Annotated in this window: 11 protein-coding genes; 4 read left to right on the top strand and 7 right to left on the bottom strand. The window is 31.1% G+C overall.

Annotated elements, in window-relative coordinates:
• Window positions 1–22: 22 nt before the first annotated feature.
• A complete protein-coding gene (locus DSQ20_RS05725) occupies window positions 23–163 on the bottom strand; it encodes a hypothetical protein (RefSeq protein ID WP_179364918.1) in 141 nt (46 codons plus the stop codon).
• Between the two features lie 55 nt (window positions 164–218).
• On the opposite strand from DSQ20_RS05725, the gene DSQ20_RS05730 reads away from it, so the two are divergent.
• Window positions 219–662, top strand: coding sequence for a hypothetical protein (locus DSQ20_RS05730; protein WP_179364919.1), 444 nt, complete (start codon window positions 219–221; stop codon window positions 660–662).
• A gap of 381 nt (window positions 663–1,043) precedes the next feature.
• Here DSQ20_RS05730 and DSQ20_RS05735 read toward each other — a convergent pair whose 3' ends face one another.
• From DSQ20_RS05735 to DSQ20_RS05760, 6 genes are all read right to left on the bottom strand, one after another.
• Entirely contained in the window at window positions 1,044–2,837 is a 1,794-nt protein-coding gene (locus DSQ20_RS05735) for an ATP-dependent endonuclease (RefSeq protein ID WP_179364920.1), read from the bottom strand.
• A 349-nt stretch (window positions 2,838–3,186) separates the two neighbouring features.
• Entirely contained in the window at window positions 3,187–4,434 is a 1,248-nt protein-coding gene (locus DSQ20_RS05740) for a restriction endonuclease subunit S (protein ID WP_179364921.1), read from the bottom strand.
• Window positions 4,427–7,480: a type I restriction endonuclease subunit R gene (locus DSQ20_RS05745; protein ID WP_179364922.1), complete on the bottom strand. Its 3,054-nt coding sequence runs from the start codon at window positions 7,478–7,480 to the stop codon at window positions 4,427–4,429. Before DSQ20_RS05745 ends, DSQ20_RS05740 begins: the two co-directional genes overlap by 8 nt.
• Entirely contained in the window at window positions 7,477–8,760 is a 1,284-nt protein-coding gene (locus DSQ20_RS05750; RefSeq protein WP_179364923.1) for a restriction endonuclease subunit S, read from the bottom strand. The genes DSQ20_RS05745 and DSQ20_RS05750 overlap by 4 nt, the downstream gene beginning before the upstream one ends.
• Window positions 8,750–10,417 (bottom strand): class I SAM-dependent DNA methyltransferase, encoded by a 1,668-nt coding sequence (locus DSQ20_RS05755; RefSeq protein ID WP_179364924.1) that lies wholly within the window; start codon window positions 10,415–10,417, stop codon window positions 8,750–8,752. The genes DSQ20_RS05750 and DSQ20_RS05755 overlap by 11 nt, the downstream gene beginning before the upstream one ends.
• A gap of 9 nt (window positions 10,418–10,426) precedes the next feature.
• Window positions 10,427–11,809: an MBL fold metallo-hydrolase gene (locus DSQ20_RS05760; protein WP_255458151.1), complete on the bottom strand. Its 1,383-nt coding sequence runs from the start codon at window positions 11,807–11,809 to the stop codon at window positions 10,427–10,429.
• A 115-nt stretch (window positions 11,810–11,924) separates the two neighbouring features.
• On the opposite strand from DSQ20_RS05760, the gene DSQ20_RS05765 reads away from it, so the two are divergent.
• The 3 genes from DSQ20_RS05765 to DSQ20_RS05775 all read left to right on the top strand — a co-directional run bounded on the left by DSQ20_RS05765 (window position 11,925) and on the right by DSQ20_RS05775 (window position 16,973).
• Window positions 11,925–15,539, top strand: a complete 3,615-nt coding sequence (locus DSQ20_RS05765) for an AAA family ATPase (RefSeq protein ID WP_179364925.1) — start codon at window positions 11,925–11,927, stop codon at window positions 15,537–15,539.
• A gap of 1 nt (window position 15,540) precedes the next feature.
• Complete coding sequence (locus DSQ20_RS05770) at window positions 15,541–16,635, top strand: hypothetical protein (protein WP_179364926.1); 1,095 nt, start codon at window positions 15,541–15,543, stop codon at window positions 16,633–16,635.
• Window positions 16,636–16,739: 104 nt separating this feature from the next.
• Window positions 16,740–16,973, top strand: a complete 234-nt coding sequence (locus tag DSQ20_RS05775; RefSeq protein ID WP_179364927.1) for a hypothetical protein — start codon at window positions 16,740–16,742, stop codon at window positions 16,971–16,973.
• Window positions 16,974–17,093: the final 120 nt, after the last annotated feature.

The raw sequence follows: 17,093 nt of genomic DNA on the forward strand, positions 1-17,093 counted from the left end.
TTTGTTAGATCTTGGAGATAATCTAACTGATCTTTCTATCTTTAACTAGTCTAGCACATTGTTCAAAACCATGACTTCTATTTCTGAATCTTCCTGTTTTGACCTCTGAATCAATCCACTTGATAATATCTACTTCTAGTGACATGGTTATCTTGTGCTTCATAAGGTAAAGTATTGCAAAGTGTGATTAAAATAAGGTATGACTTTACCTTACCTTTATGAAAAAATTGCTTGTCATAGGGATAAGTGCATTATCAGTTGTTTTGATTCTATTCATTCTAACTTTAGAATCATTTGACCCATTACAATCCTATGAGGTAAATACGATATGTGACCTTGTTGATATTGTTGAAGGACCCAATGCTGCAGCATTTTGGGATCACAGATATTCTCTAGAAACAATGCAAAAATATGCATCTGAAAAGCAGAAAATAGCAGAAGAAATAGCGAAAAAATACTGGGGCATTGAAGATTATAGTGGTTCGTGGCAGGATTTGCCTCCTGAATTTTGGGAAAAATCTAAACTGATAGACGAGAAGATATTACAAGATGAGCCTTTTCATTATCAAATTAATCCTAAACTCTTTGAAGAATATGGTGGACCTGATAAATTTTTACTAAACATGAATGAGATCATTCAAAATGAAAAACCTAACTGTTAGAAGATATGAACTTCAGATGAAAATCTCACACAATATACAACAGGGATTTTTCTACCTAAATTTTGAATAATAATCCGATTCATATTTTGCCAAAATTTCATCACACATAATTTCATTTTCTAATCTTTCTCGGTTCTCAAGTTTAAATCCAAATTCTCTTGCTTTTTTAAAAGCATTTTTTCTGATTTGCTGCATGCAATTTTGTGAAACATTTTGGGATCACTAAAGAACCCAGGCATATTTTCAAAATCATCGATCAGAAAAATAACTTGGAATGTGCATTAATCAAACAATCGAGTTATCATAAAAAGGGAAATCCCCCATTTTATGAGTAAAAATACGACGTTAACTAGATGATATCAAAATGTATGATCAGTGTCCTTATGTAGATAATTTAACAATATTTTCTATTATTTTTTTCAAGTCACTTGGGATGTAAGTAATTTTTTCTGCAATATGTCTACCTTGAAGTACTTTACTTCCTCTAAAATTCTTTTTTGCAGATTTAACAATTTCACTATTTGTTGATGCGGAAAATAATCCTTCAAAATCAGAAGGAAGTAAATGTATGAATCTATATTTTTTGATTAAATTTTTCAGTTTTTTAACAGATTCATCATTATATCTTGAACTATCACCATTTGGTATTATCTCATTTTCACATGATTTAATGATAATTTTATCCTCATCTGTGAGTTCACCTAGATCATCAAGCTGTCTGATCAAAGAAGATGTTATGATTTTTTGCGAATCTACATCTATTGAAGTTTCTATATTGTAAATAGTATCATTGTCCAGCATTACTATGTGAGGTATTCTGAACCCTCTTAACAATTTGCTAAAAAGTGCAAAATAATGACTGTCTACTCCAATTACAGAAATGTTATGCATATCAAGATCAGATCTGATTCTTTGGGCTAAAATAGGCATTGCACCTACTTCCGTATCACCTTCTACTAACAAAACTGCACGTGAGAATAAAAATTCTTTTTGTCTAGATTCAGTGATTCTTTGTAATTTTTTAATCTCATCATCTGTAAAATAATTTGGTGGTAGTCTGCCTAATTCACTATGTCCATTTTTATCTTGTACATATGTTATGTTGTTAATTGAATTCATGTGAATAAAATTTGTTGAATGTGTAACACAGATTATCTGATTTGTCTCTGAAGCAGTTCGTATTAATTTTGAGATAGATCTTTTTGCATGTGGATGAAGATGTAATTCAGGCTCATCTAATACAAAGACGTGATTATGAGTTCCAATCAAATGTGTAAGTAAAATAATAATTTCTATAATTCCTGCACCTATGGCATTCTGTTCTATTTCATAGTCATTAGATTTTGTTATGAAAATTTGATGACCTTCTCTTGTATCCAATTTTAAATTGGGAAAAATCTGCGTGAAATGACTCTGAATTTGTTCGAATCGTTTTCCTTTTTTTCTACCACCATTTTTTAAATTAAACAATACTGATGCTACTTCGCGTCCAGTAGGTGATGAAAACACGCCTGTCCTTACTTCAGAAGATGGGCGTTCTCTAAACTCTGAAAAAATCATTATTGTTTCATTAAATAATTCATGAAAGTATCTCAAAGTATTTTGATTAAATTGAAACATAGGTGTTGGTTCTGATTGACTTGGAGATAATGCTTCATTAACAGCATCAACTAGATTAAGACTTTTTTGAGAAACTCCATTGATAAAAGTTAACCAATCTTTTGGATGGTATCCTTTACCAAAACTAGTGATATCCATTGCACCCCTATTATCAATAAATATCATTTTTCCAAATAGAGTTGTTATTTTTGGTCCAGTAAATCTAGAAAAAATAAAATGAATTGTAAGATTTTTTCCAAATATTTGAATAAATTCCTCTTTGTGGTTTATTGGAACAGAAAATCGTGTCATAAGAAATTCTATATCATCTCCACTCAAAATTACTTGTATTTCCAATTCTACCGCGTTGTCAATATTTCCTTGAAAAGCTTCTGTAATCTTGAAATCATTTTGATTTTCCATTAATAAAATTAATTCAGATAAAATTTTAGTTATGTTTGATTTTCCAACATTATTTTCACCAACGATGGTATTCAAACCATCTTGAACGTTATAGTCAATGCCTTCAGGCAAAAAAGATTTAAAATTTTTTGCCTTTAATGATTTTATTTTCATAGTTTTTTTGATCAAATCTTTTATTTGAATAGATCTTTTATGTGATGTTTAGTAGAATTATGAGATAGTATGATTTTATCAGAATAAGCAAAATATTATGAAATGTGATTGCTAAAAAATGAGCCTAAAATGACGTGAAATGGTCATATTATATCCATTTAGTGGGCGTGGCATTTTACAAAATGACCATTTTTTAAAAAAATATGAGTGTGAGTTTTCACACGTATTCCCATTTTGTTTCATATTGGTGTAGAAAATGAAATGGTGTGGAAAATGAAATGCACTCGATCAAAATTAAGATTCATTTGCAGAGTTCATTACGCAATAACTGTTTGAATAGAAGATAATTTTATACTTGGATTTCTCCTGACATCAGCTTTGGTAAAAGAGAATCACGAATATTAGATAAAATTAGAATATCTTTTATGTTTTTTTCAATATTTAGAAACATAGGCATTACAATTTCATTAAATTTTTTCAAGATCTCTTTATTTGGTATAATTAATTCTAATGTGACTAACACATTTTTAGGTAAACTTCCTCTTGAACTATGACTATCGGAAATATTACGTAATTCATCATAACGCGATTTTAAATTACAAAATAGAAAAAATGAATATAGATAATCATCTTTAGAACGTAATGCTATCACAGACTGATTAATGTAAGTGTCAATCAAACAAAGTGAAACTTGACCTCTTGTATTGCCTTGTCCTGCAGATGCAATTACTACGTCTAATTTTTTTGCAAGTCTAGTACTAGAATTATCCACACCTAATTGAGTAATTTTTCTTTCGGTATCAATAATGAATCTATTTCGTGTTTCTCCTGAAGAAAGCCAAAGTAAGTTTCCATCCCAATATTCTTCTTTTATAGTTGAAGGTGTTCCTCCACTGAAAATATTACATATATTTTCTAATTTTCCACACATCCATCCTTTTGGGATTTGTCCTAACTCTGAATCAACAAATTCTGTTTGTCCCTCAAAATCAATAAACCATGATTTGAAAATTGACTGAATAATTTTTTCAAGATAAATATTTTGGTATTTTAGTGTTGATATTTCTAAATCTATAGAATATAGATAATGTGCAATCTTTTTTTGAATTTCTATTGGAGGCGGATAAAATGGGATCGATAAGATTCTTTCAGGAGCAGTATGTTTCACGGTACTACCTGTTGCACTACCAAGTATGCTATTCCGATATTCATGAGTACACAAAAAATAATACAAAAATTCTTTATCAATTTTTTTCGTATCTTTGATAATAATTTTTCCTAATCTTTGATTGTGTAAAAAAATACAATGTGGTAATGACGGAACAAAAAGAGGATAGCCTAAAGTATCACCCATTTTACTAAGATCAGTCATTGTTACAATGAGATCTTTTACATTTAGAACGTATTTTTCATAAATTGGACCATTGTAATATTTTATTTTATCATCTTTGAAACCTCCACCTATTGAAAAGTTTCCTGGGGTGAGTAGAATATTACTTGTTTTTTCTTCAGTAAAAAATTCTCCTTTAAATGCATAACCATGAATCACATCAATAAAAGTACCCAAAGTCGATTTATGCAATAGAGAACTACCCATAATTTGTTTCAGCTTGATCCATTATTTTTGGTACAATCTCTTCTATCTTATCAATTGGAAAGTCTGCACGTGATAAAATTTTTCTAACACCAACTCGAATGTCTGCTTTAAGATTTTCTTGATTAACCCAATCTATTCGGATATTTCCTTTAAGATATTTTGTCAAATCCACAGAAATTTGCTTTATTACGGCATCTGATTTTATGTAATCTTTACCTAAAGATACAACATCATAAAATGCAATCTCTTCATCATTAAGACCTAGTTCTTGTTCTCTTGTTGATTCATTTGTAATCTCTTTGCCTACTTCTTCTAGTTTTTCTACAGTATCACCATCAGTCCAAAATCTACCATGATACTTGCTTAAAGCTTCTTCAATTCTATCTTGAAATGATTTACGTTTTACAATATTTCGTTTGAATTTAGCTTGAATTGCATCATCTAATAATTTGTGAGCAAGCTCTACTTTGAGATTTTTGTGCTTTCTCTTTTTGATATCATCTAGATACTCTTTTGAAATGTCTTGCTTTTTAGGATCAAATGAAATCTTAAACTCTTTTACTACCTGGTCTGCTCCAATTCCCTTCTCTACTAAATCAGAAATGGCAGACTCCATTTCAGTCAAATCTACAGGTGCATTTGAGGTAGCTTTGAGTAAAATCCTGCGTAATTTCTGGAAAAATGCCATATCGTCTTCTACATCAAGACACGCTGGATGAGGAGTACATACAGCATATGCCTTTGTAAGATCTGTTATATTTTTTACAAATTCTCGCTTTACAACATCGTCTGCAACAATTTCATCTATTGCATCATAAATTAATTGAATTTCTTGTGATTCATCTAGTCCTTTTCTATTTGTAACGTCTGTTTCAAAGAAATTTAATAATTCCAGGTGTTTCTTTTTCATAATTTCAATTATTTCACTAGTTGGAATCATTGCACCTTTAACATCATCTTGTGAATATGCACTAAATGCCCTATCAAGGTCGTCAGCTATGCCAATGTAATCAATAATTGTACCACCAGGTTTATTCTTCCAAACTCTGTTTACTCTAGATATTGCCTGAATTAGATTATGATCACGTAGTGGCTTATCAACATACATTGTATGAATTAGTGGTGCATCAAATCCTGTAAGATACATATCACATACAATTAAAAGGGATAAAGGATCATTTTCATCTTTAAATCTAGCTAGTAAATTTTCAATTGTCAATTTATCCTTGTAATGATTTTGAATTATAGATTCTCGTGTTCTTTTTTCAGGAGTTGATTCTGGTTTTTGGGATGTTGCACCTGAAACAATACAAGTACATTCAGGTGCATCTTTCATACTTGAGATATAATCAGCGTATCTAGCTGCTGCAAGCTTGGTTGATGTTGCAAGCATTGCCTTTCCTTTGAATACTTTTTGTTTTTTATTAAAATGCTCAACAATATCAGTTGCAATTGTTTTGATTCTATCTGGATCTTCAACTAGTTTTGTAAATTCAGTCCCTCGTCTAGCTAGTGTAGTTACATTTTCTTCATCTATTCCTTGAGTAAGTTCTTCAAAATCTTTTCCAATGAATTTGTTTAGCAGTAGTAGAGTTACAGGATGAGTCTCACATGAAATTTGTACAGTTGCTCCATCTCGTACTGCCTCTGGAATTTTATAAGATGAGATAATATCTCCAAACACCTGAGTTGTAGAACGGTCTTCAAGCTCAATTGGCGTGCCTGTAAAGCCTATTCTTAGAGCATTTGGCAAGGCAGTTTGGAGATTTTGAGCCATCTTTTTGTATTGAGATCGATGGGCCTCATCTGCGATGATTATGATATTACGCCTGTCAGATATTTTTGGATACTTTACCTTACCTTCTCTTTCTTCTTCAGTAGTTTGGAATTTTTGAATTGTTGTAAAAATCACTTTTCCAGCAGGGATTTGTAGTTTTTCTCTTAGATCTAAAATAGAATCAGCTTCAAGAATTGCAGTTTCTGGTTTTGGGTATGGAAAACCAGCTATTCTAAAAAAGTGATTTAGCTGCTCATCAAGATCACGTCTATCAGTTATTATGATAAATGTTGGATTTTCAAATTTTTCGATTTGAGATAATGCATTTGCATAATAAATCATAGTTAATGACTTGCCACTACCTGTAGTATGCCAAACTACACCAATTCTATTTTCTCCTTTCTGTGAGAAGACATCAGATGTTCTTTTTACAATTGAATTTACTGCATGATATTGATGTTGTTGACAAATCTTTTTGATTATGTTTTTTCCATCTGATTCGTACTCTATGAAATTTTTAATTACATCAAGCATAGTTGATTTGTTTAAGAGTAATTTTTGTAAAATTTCTAACCTATTTGCTACTTTTTTATCAGGCTGTGATAAATCATTCCAGTCAGAAAATCGCTCAAATGGTGCATTAATTGTCCCATATTTTGCATTTAATCTATCACTAATTACTAGAAATGCATTATATCGAAATATTATTGGAATGTCACGTTGATATTTGGTTTTTCCTAATTGATGAAATGCATCAACTATTGTAATATTTGTATCTGCCATTGATTTGTATTCTAAAATTACTAGTGGAATTCCATTTACAAAAATAACATGATCTAGCCTTCTTTCTTCGTGTTGAACTAGAAGAAATTGTCTTACTGCAATAAAGTCATTTTTTTGCGGATTTTCAAAATCAACTATTTTAATAACAGAATACTTTGTTTTTCCTTGGTCTTGGTATGTTACTTTGATTCCTGATAGTAACATTTGATGAAATTTTCTGTTTGTTTCAATTAGAGTGGGCTCTGAAATTATCTCAATTTTCTGGACTGCAATGTCGTAGACTATATCGGGATTTCCTGGATTTAATTCTACTAATTTCTGCCTTAATCTCTTCTTTAGCAGTACTTCTTGAAGCGAATCGCGTTCTTGTGCTTCTCTTCCTGGCCTGATATCTGGATCATATTTTACATCATCATATAGTTCAGAAAAGGTATGTTCTGCAGGAATCTCTACTAGCTTCTCTTCGTTTAGCTCAGAGGGAGTCATACTCGAATTTCTCCTGACATTAATTTTGGTAATAGAGAATCACGAATTTTTGTTAGTATGTTTAACTCAATTCCATTGATCTTAATTTGTTTAAAAATTATGGAAGATATTTTTCTAAAATCATCTAATAATGACTTTGAAGGAATTACGATGTTATAATTATCAAAACAACTCTCTGGCACTCTTTGACGACCGGATGTTCCAGTCATATTGAGAATTGCATGTGAACGAAATTCATTAGTTCTAGATAAGCAATATCCATATTCTTTAGGAAAAGGATCTTTTGGTCTCATTACAATGAATTCTGTCGAACCCCATCCAATTTGATTATCCTGTAAGAAATCAACATATGCTGTTTTGCCATTTTCCAAACTTGGAGTAATTCTAGCTAATAATGTATCTCCATTAGTAAATTTAGTTCCAGATGTAAATTCTCTATATGTAAAATCTGAAATTCTCAAAGAGTTCACGGGAATATCTGCCATTCCAATATATGGTGCAATGATTCCTTTTTTTAAATAATAATTGGGAGAGATATCAAAACATTCTGGTATTGTTGAAACAATCCATCCTTTTGGAATTTGTCCTAACTCTGAATCAACAAATTCTGTTTGTCCCTCAAAATCAATAAACCATGATTTGAAAATTGACTGAATAATTTTTTCTAAAATTTTATTTTGATTTTCCACATTTTCAATCCATTTATTCAATGGGTGTATTATTGAAACTATTTTGTCTTGTTCATGTTTAGACGGAATTATTATCGGCATATCTTTTAAAATTTGAGTGTTAATTGAATCTCGGGTAGATCCTAAAACAACACTTTTTGAGATATTCTGAAATCGCTTAGTGGTGAATAAAAGAGACACAAATCGGTTATTGATGTTAAGATTGTTCAGCCTTACTCTCAACATCTGACCTGAAATCAACCAACCTGAATATTTTTTCTCTATAAATGCAGAATCACCCACATATCCAACCCTAGTAAACACAATATCTCCTTCTTTTAGAATAAATTTGGACAAGGTAAAATATTTTGAATCACTAATCTTAGGTAAATTATCTTCAATGATTTTTCCTTTTTTTACATGTTGGACTAAAATTAATGGATGTCCCTGTTCTTGATAATCATGAGAATGCAAGAGACTACCAAAAGGTCCAGTTTGAACACAATTTTTTGATTCATCTAACTCAGAAATTTTTTTTATTTCCCACTCTACAGGAATGGAACCAAATACTGAGCCTTTAAAATTCGTTTCTGAAAGTAATTTAGATTTCAAATCCAATCTCTTTTAGATTTTTGCGAATTTCTTTGTCTAGTTTAGTAGATTCTTCAGAAAGTTTTGCATATTCTGCAGTTAGTTTCTTCATTTTTTCTTCAAATGGCTCATCATCATCTTCAATGTCTTCAGCCCCTACATACCTACCAGGAGTCAAAACATAGTTGTTTTTTGCAATTTCATCTTTTGTTACAACTTTACAATAACCAGCAATATCTTTGTACTTTGGATATCCTTTCTCACCAATGTAAGAACGATATGTTCCAGCAATCCGTTCTATTTGTTCAACAGATAATTCATTTAACACTCTATCAATTTTAGTAAATATTTTTCTTGCATCAATAAATAATGTTTCTCCTTTTCTCTTTCTAGTTTTTCCATCATCTTTATTTTTTGTAAAAAACCAAAGACAAGCTGGAATTGTTACAGTAAAAAACAGATTAGTTGGTAATGCTACCATACAATCTAAAATATCATCTTCAACCATGTTCTGACGAATCTTTCCTTCAGTTCCACTTGATGCCATAGAACCATTTGCCAAAACAATACCCATGCGACCATCTTTTTCATCTAAATGATACAGCATATGTTCCATAAACGCATAGTTACCACCTGCCTTGCTAGGCGTAGGAATGCCATATTTTTGAAATCTGGCATCTTCTTTTAGTTTTTCATAACCCCATTCTCGAAGATTAAATGGTGGATTTGCAATTACACGATTAGCTTTTAGTTTTGAGTGCGGATGATCCAAAAAGCAATCTCCAAGTACAATGTTTTTACTTTCAATTCCACGAATAGCCAGGTTCATTTTACATATACGTAAGACTTCATTTTTCTTTTCTACTCCATAAATTGAAATTCCTTGTTTTGTATTTTGATTTTTATCTTTATGAGCTTGTAAAAACTTGTAACTTTGAACAAACATTCCACCTGAACCACATGTAGGATCGTAAACAATTCCTTGGTATGGTTCTAAGATTTCCACTAGTAATCTAACAATAGACTCAGGAGTAAAGAATTCACCACCCTTCTCACCTAACTTCTTTGAGAAATTTCTCATAAAATATTCATAGATTCTACCAAAAGCATCTTTAGATGAATCATGAGTAGTAATGCTGTCAAATAACTCAACTAGCTGTTGTAGATTTTCATTTGGAATCGGAGCTCCTGAAAATACTTTGGGCAATACTCCTGTAAGTGATGGATTGTCTTTTTCTATTTGATCAAGCATTGCATCGATTTTAATTCCAAGATTTTTTTCAGTAGATATTATTTTTTTAAGATCATTCCATCTATCTCCTTCTTTAAGATAAAAGACACCTTTTGATGAATATTGGTCTTTAAGATTTAACCAATACTTTTTCTTTTCATCAGTTTTTGAATAAATTTCACTTTTAGGATTACTAGTTTCATTCTCAATCTCTTTTCTTCTCTCTTCATATCTATCTGAGATAAATTTGACAAACATCAATCCTAGTGCAATGTTTTTGTATTCTGATGGCGATACAGCACCAATTAATAATTCTGCAGTCTCCCAAAGCTTGTCCTCAAATGACATCGAATCAATTTTCTTTTGTTTTTTGTTTTCAGCAGCAGATGGTTTTGTATCCTTTTGTGGCTTGTCCTTAGGCTTGACTTTCTTTGATTTTTTAGCCATACAAAACGCCTAGGATACCTCGTATTTTACGCCTTCTTTGATCAATACCATATTCTTTGAGACTTTGCTGTATGCCTCAGGATGCTCAGTGTGTACAGGATAGAGAGTTTTAGCATCTACTGATTTTACTATATCCAACAAATACTGTCCCTTTGAGTGCCCAGAGCAATGGCTTTGAACACGTTCTAATTGATAATGATTTAGCCATGAATCCACACGTCTTTTATCAAATTCTCCCTCATCATTGTATGGCTCTGATAATGAGTGAATGTAAAGAGAACCAGATTTTGGCTTGATATCAATTAATGCCCCAAAATTCCAAAAAGAAAATGCACAGATCATCTTATCTTGATTTTTAGCAATATCAGCAGCTGTAACAATATTTGGTTCATCAAATAGATCTTTTTGATATTTCTTCCAAGATGATTTTTCTGGTTTAAAAATTGCAATGTCTTCATCATCAAAGTTTGGAATTCCAAGCTGAGGGTCTTTTGATAAGTGTTTAAGATATGCAACATTTGAAATATCAACTACAAACTTTCTATTGTTTTGTTTTGCAATATTGTAAAATGTTCTCATTCTATCCATGTCTTTGAAATTAAAATCAGAAATAACTAGTCCTGAATTATTTTTTACTCTAGTGTTACAATCATCAAATACTTTTTGTTCACTTTCATTGCTTTCTAAATCTGTTATCCTAGTACCTTCACAAATAAATGCAATTGGTTTTGAATCTGTTGCAGCTTTTATAAAATCTTCAGTCATATCAGGCCTAATCCCATGTAAACGGATATCACCAGTATAAGCTATTGCTCCTTCTGATGTATGAATGATAAATCCATATGCACCAGGAACTGAATGGTCTACATGAATGGGTTCAACTTCTAGTGAACCAATTTTGAATTTGTCACCTGTTCTAAATGTTCTAACATCACGTTCTATCTCATCTGCGTTTTTATCAGTTCGTGGTTTAAATGATAAAATTTCTCGCTCAAAACTTCGTTGTCCTCGTTCTTGTATGGCTTCTAAAATTAATTTACATGTCTCACCCATGTAAATTGGAATGTCTTCATGTAGAAATGAAATATAATCTGCATGATCAGCATGTGCATGTGTTAGTAATACAGCATCAATGTCAGTATCAGTTTCTCTTTTTCCCATCATCTCCATTAAATCTGAACGATAAACTCTATCCAAGTTAGGAACAAGTCCTGTCTCAATAAAGTCACGAAGACCAGTAGCTATTCGGGGGCTCATAAACTCATCAAAATATTTACCACGCTTACCAAAGCTCATCCCAAAATCAAGAAACACCTTAGTTCCTTTGTCTTCTAAGAGAATCTTGTTGCCACCAATCTCATTTACTCCCCCATAGAAAGTAAGACTGGTCACAATAAACCATCAAAGTCCTCATAAAAAAAGAATATCATTATTTGTTCTAAAAAATTAAGATCATATTCTAATAATACAATATTGTTTTAAAATTATACAATTTTTGTGAGAAATTATGTCTGAAAAAATACTAAATCGCCCATGTAAAGGAATTTGTAAACAGTACAGAGCAGAGCGACCTAAAGATGGAAATCGTTATTCAAATGGTCAGGTAAGATGTCAAATTTGTGAAATTTACATGACTAAAGAGGGATGTAAAAACAAACAAGGAGAGCAAGCTACTGAAGACACACAAGATCTCTTTTGCAAGTGTTGCAATTACAGAGTTCGCTCAAAACCACGAAATCGAATCTATAAAGAAAAATATCAAGAACAAATGGACAAAAATGCTGAAGATTTGGCTCCAATGGACATTGAAGAATTAAAAAACTATATCACTACAGATTCAAGACCACAAGCAAATTATCAATTTGTTATCATCAAAACACTACTAGAATATAACACACCAATAATGAAAGATGTTTTAGTTGCAGAATTAAAATTTTACAACAAAGATAAACCACCATATGAAGATGGGAAAACAGTATTTTCAGTTTTAGAAGAAAGAAATATCATTACAAAAATTGATCAAACATCCCAAACTAGACTTTTTGGATATGTTTTAAATCTTGAACCAGGTACAGACTCATTTGATATCTTAGAAACAATTGCATTATGTAATCAAAGAATTTATGCAGATAAAATCAAACCAGAGGCAGATTATTTTATTGCATTAGGACCATGGGAAAATTGGAAACATACAATTGAAAACAGGCCTGTAAGATGGGGGATTGCCGATAGCACTCCATCAAATATGGCAGTCTATAACTTGGCATCTGAAGGAGATATTGTATTTTATTATTCTACAAAACATGAACCCACACACTTTACTAAATCAGGATTTTTTGGAGTAGGAATTGTCAGGGTAAAACAAATTGACGCAGAAAAGTATTGGCCTGAAGAAGTAAAAACAGACAAAGCATTTTTCACACATAAAATTTTCATAGATACTTTAGAGTTTGCACAATCAGATGAAAAATTACTTCCATTAGTAGATGGATTACCACTTGTCAAAGGATTTAATCATATAACAAAAGGTCCTGCATTAGATGATCTTGTTAAAATTACAGAGGCAAAATGGGGCATCTCACTACAAAATAAAACAAATACATCTGTAAATTACTGGAAGATTGCTCCAGGAGAACAAGCTTTTGATTGGGAACATCAAAAGAATCTTGGAATGATTGGAATAGCTTGGGGCGAGATTGGAGATATTTCTGGAAAAAATTATGAACAAGTACATCAATTATTAAACAAATTCTGGCCAGATTCGATTTCTAATGTTGGACGTCAATTTAGAGACTTTATGTCAATCAAAAAAGGTGACATCATAATTGCAAACAAAGGAATGAGTAAAGTTGTAGGAATAGGTAGAATTGCAGGGGACTATCAATTCAATTCTGACCCTGTACATGCTCATACATATCCAGTTGAATGGTTTGATACTATCGAAAGAGAAATACCTCAACAAACAAACTGGTTTATTACAGTTAAACCTGTAAGCAAGGATCTCTATGATCAAATAATGTCCTTAAAACCTACATCTAAAGATGATTTTGAATCCATAATTAAGAAATATGATCAAAATAGAGACATATTCAAAGAGACATGGCATTGGCCACTTTATTCTGAAGCTGAAAAAATAAAACAGAGAACAGAATTTACTACAAAGTTTCCTCCTTCTGAAATTCAAAATATTACAATTGAAGATTATGCACTTGGTCTAGATGATGAAACGGGTGAGACAAATCGTTCAAACTTTTCATATATGCTAGAACAAAAAACAAGAGCATTCGGACATATCGGTGGTAGATCTCAAAAATTTGGTTTGTTTTACCAGAGAGACGAGAAGAAATTTTGGTATCCTTCATATTATGAAAATAAAGAAGCAGCGTTATCTGCAATTCTAGAGCAAATCCAAAGAATTGTAAATGCAGGAAAAATATTCTTAGAAAATCACAATGTTCAACAATTATCATCAATTGTAGATGATTCAGAACACTTTGCTATTCACAGACAAGTCAGATCTAAAATTTTAGCAACCTATTTTCCAAATACTTTTCTTGGAATTACTTCAATGAAACACATCAATATTTTATTAGATTATTTTAAAATTCCACGAAAAGAACTAAAGGAAAATCTCACCCTAAAACAATTCAAACTAATTGAAATCAAAGAATCTCATCCTATAATGAAAAATTGGACTGTAGAAGATTATACTCGCTTATTGTGGAATGCATTATGTGCAAAGCCTGGACAAACAGATGATCCAGATGATGATCCTGATGAACCAATGGAATTGCCTACCAATAATCAACCTGAAAAAATTCTTAACTATTTTGATGATAATCAATTAAGAAAAATTACATCAGAAGAAATGGAAGTAGGAGTAAACAAGATTCTTGAAAATTTGATTGTAGATCCTGATACTATACGAGAAATTGTAATTAATTTAGCAAGTGGCAGACATGTGATTTTAGCTGGACCAGTTGGAACTGGAAAAACAGAACTTGCAAGAATAATTCCTAGAGTATTTTGGACAGAAAATGAAGGATATTTTGCAGAAGAGCACACTGCAACAGATGATTGGAACACTACTGATGTAATAGGCGGCATTATGCCAAAAATGGTTGATGGGAGCCCAAGTTATGAGGTTCAATTAGGATGTGTATCTGAAACTATCTTGAAAAACTGGGAAGATGAGACTTGTGTAAAGCGAGTATCACGCATAAGAGATGAACGTCCTTCGAATGGAACTTGGCTAGTTATTGATGAATTTAATCGAGCAGATATAGACAAGGCATTCGGTCAGTTGTTTACATCACTTGAAAGCAGAAAACTAAAGGTGCCATCTCCTAACAAACAAGGATATTCAAAATTAATCATACCTCAGGATTACAGAATAATTGGAACTCTAAATACAGCAGATAAACACTATTTGTTTCATCTTTCTGACGCACTAAAACGTAGATTTGCATATGTTGAAGTAAATGCACCTGAACGTAAAGATAAAGATCATGAAATTTACTATGCTCTAAAGAATGCAATTTTACAACTCCCAAAAGATGATTACTCTTCTCTAGTGATACTTGATCATAGTTCGGATAAAAAAAATATTAACAAAGAAAAATCAAATAAAGAATTTGTCAGAGTAATAGAAAAAGCATATGATGTTTTAGACTTTGTAAGAATGTCAAAATCCCTCGGTACTGCAATTCTCAAATCAATATATCAAACAATGCTTACGGCAGCATCAATGAATAATAATTTTGATAAAATTTTAGATTTTGGATTAAGAACCAATATTATTCCTCAATTAGAAAATCTTCAACCTACAAACATTGAAATACTAATTGCAGTTTTTTATGGAAAACCAATAGAATTTTTTGAGAAAATTCAAGATAATGGTTCAAATAAAGAAAAATACAAGGATGATTTTTCTAATTTATTAGAATTTATTGGATTAGGTAAAGGACATAGAGAACAAATTCTAGAACAGTTCTCTAAAGGCCAAATAAAGAAAACAGGATGGGACGATTTACAAAGTAGATTTGCATCATATGTACCACTTAAAGAAGAATTATTCAAAAAATCATTAAAAGATATTCTGAAATTTTCAACTATGATTTAGTATGAATAGACAAGAATTAGCAAATGAAATCATCAGATTAGAAAAAGAACAAAAAATTCCTCGTTCTACTTTAATTAGATCTGAATTTACATTACAACCTAATTTTCAATATTTAGATATTGAATTTAGACGGGTTCAGCGAAAAAATGAAAAATGGCATCAATTTGTTAGATTTGTACTAACTCCAAAAGACGAATGGAAGTATATGTATGAAAGATTGGCATATCTCCTAAGGTATCATAGAGAGAATTTAGACGACTATTTTGTGTTAAAATCTGGGACAACATCCAATACCATGCCTGATAGAATGACGGATTTCATACGATTTCATAAATTATTTGAAGAATTTTTTCAAATTTACTCAAAGATTATTCGACGTATGCAGGTAGATTATCCAACTGTGGAATATTCAGGACAGATGATTCGAGGAAAGATTGATTGGAGAAAAACTCTCCTTAAATCAAATGGACAATTTCCTCTAAGTTTTGAAATGAACACTTGGTCAAGAGAATTTGCGACTCCTGAAAATATTTTATTATTATTAAGTACAAATTGGTTAAATAAAGAATCTACAAAACTAATTAACGCAAAATTTTCTGAACCACTTCAACCTGATGAAATTCAAATTCTGTATGATGTAGAATCTAGTACAAATAGATTAATTCAAAATTTTCCATATATGGAAATTGTTAAGGCAAGTAAAAGATTTTCAAAATTAATTCCACAAGATAATGAAATCACTCAATTAATTGAAGATGTAGAATTTAGAATAAAACAAGGCTACATTAGAAACAAAGGATATTTAGAATTATTAGAGTGGTTAAAAAAATTAAAAGAACTTAGCTTGGAGTTTCTTTCTGGAAATCCTTCAAGATTTCATATTGATTCATTAGCTGATTTAGATACCATTTATGAAGCTTGGATATTTTTAGAACTAATAGATTTTTGTAAACTAAAGAAACATCTGGATGTTAAGATGATTTTTGGCAAAACAGATAGCGAACATACTTTTTTTGAATTCAAATTTGATAAACATATGATTAAGATATACTATGACAGACAATTTTTTAAAAAGATGGAGAGACATGGACATTAGATCATCAACCAGATTTTTCAGTCTTCATAGACGAAGAACTTGTTGCATTATTTGATGCAAAAAATTATAGTAAATCTTCAGAAAAAGCAGAGGGCATCAACAAAATGCTAGCATATATGCTTAATTTTGATGCAAATTATGGGGCACTTATCTTTCCTAAAATTGAGAATCAAGAACCATTTGAACTTAAAAATGGTAAATATCATAAAGAACAAGTTCTAACGCATTATCAAATGAACCCTGTTAATTCTGCTAAAGATATTCAAACTAAACTAGATTCTATTGAGAGGATTTTTTCAAAAATTATCAATGGAATTGAACAAAAAATATCAAACTAGATTGGGACACCACGTTTTTCATACTATAAATATAAAATAATTACCAAATAGCCTCATAAATTGTTAGTTTGATCGCTTGGTCTGGATAACCTTAAATAATGATATTTAAACTAATAAAGT

Source organism: Nitrosarchaeum sp. AC2 (genome assembly GCF_013407385.1).
Classification (GTDB): domain Archaea; phylum Thermoproteota; class Nitrososphaeria; order Nitrososphaerales; family Nitrosopumilaceae; genus Nitrosarchaeum; species Nitrosarchaeum koreense.

Excerpts from the sequence above, each read along its gene's own strand:
- DSQ20_RS05725 (WP_179364918.1), bottom strand. The coding sequence starts at position 163 with ATGAAGCACAAGATAACCATGTCACTAGAAGTAGATATTATCAAGTGG.
- DSQ20_RS05730 (WP_179364919.1), top strand. The coding sequence starts at position 219 with ATGAAAAAATTGCTTGTCATAGGGATAAGTGCATTATCAGTTGTTTTG.
- DSQ20_RS05735 (WP_179364920.1), bottom strand. The coding sequence starts at position 2,837 with ATGAAAATAAAATCATTAAAGGCAAAAAATTTTAAATCTTTTTTGCCT.
- DSQ20_RS05740 (WP_179364921.1), bottom strand. The coding sequence starts at position 4,434 with ATGGGTAGTTCTCTATTGCATAAATCGACTTTGGGTACTTTTATTGAT.
- DSQ20_RS05745 (WP_179364922.1), bottom strand. The coding sequence starts at position 7,480 with ATGACTCCCTCTGAGCTAAACGAAGAGAAGCTAGTAGAGATTCCTGCA.
- DSQ20_RS05755 (WP_179364924.1), bottom strand. The coding sequence starts at position 10,417 with ATGGCTAAAAAATCAAAGAAAGTCAAGCCTAAGGACAAGCCACAAAAG.
- DSQ20_RS05765 (WP_179364925.1), top strand. The coding sequence starts at position 11,925 with ATGTCTGAAAAAATACTAAATCGCCCATGTAAAGGAATTTGTAAACAG.
- DSQ20_RS05770 (WP_179364926.1), top strand. The coding sequence starts at position 15,541 with ATGAATAGACAAGAATTAGCAAATGAAATCATCAGATTAGAAAAAGAA.
- DSQ20_RS05775 (WP_179364927.1), top strand. The coding sequence starts at position 16,740 with ATGCTAGCATATATGCTTAATTTTGATGCAAATTATGGGGCACTTATC.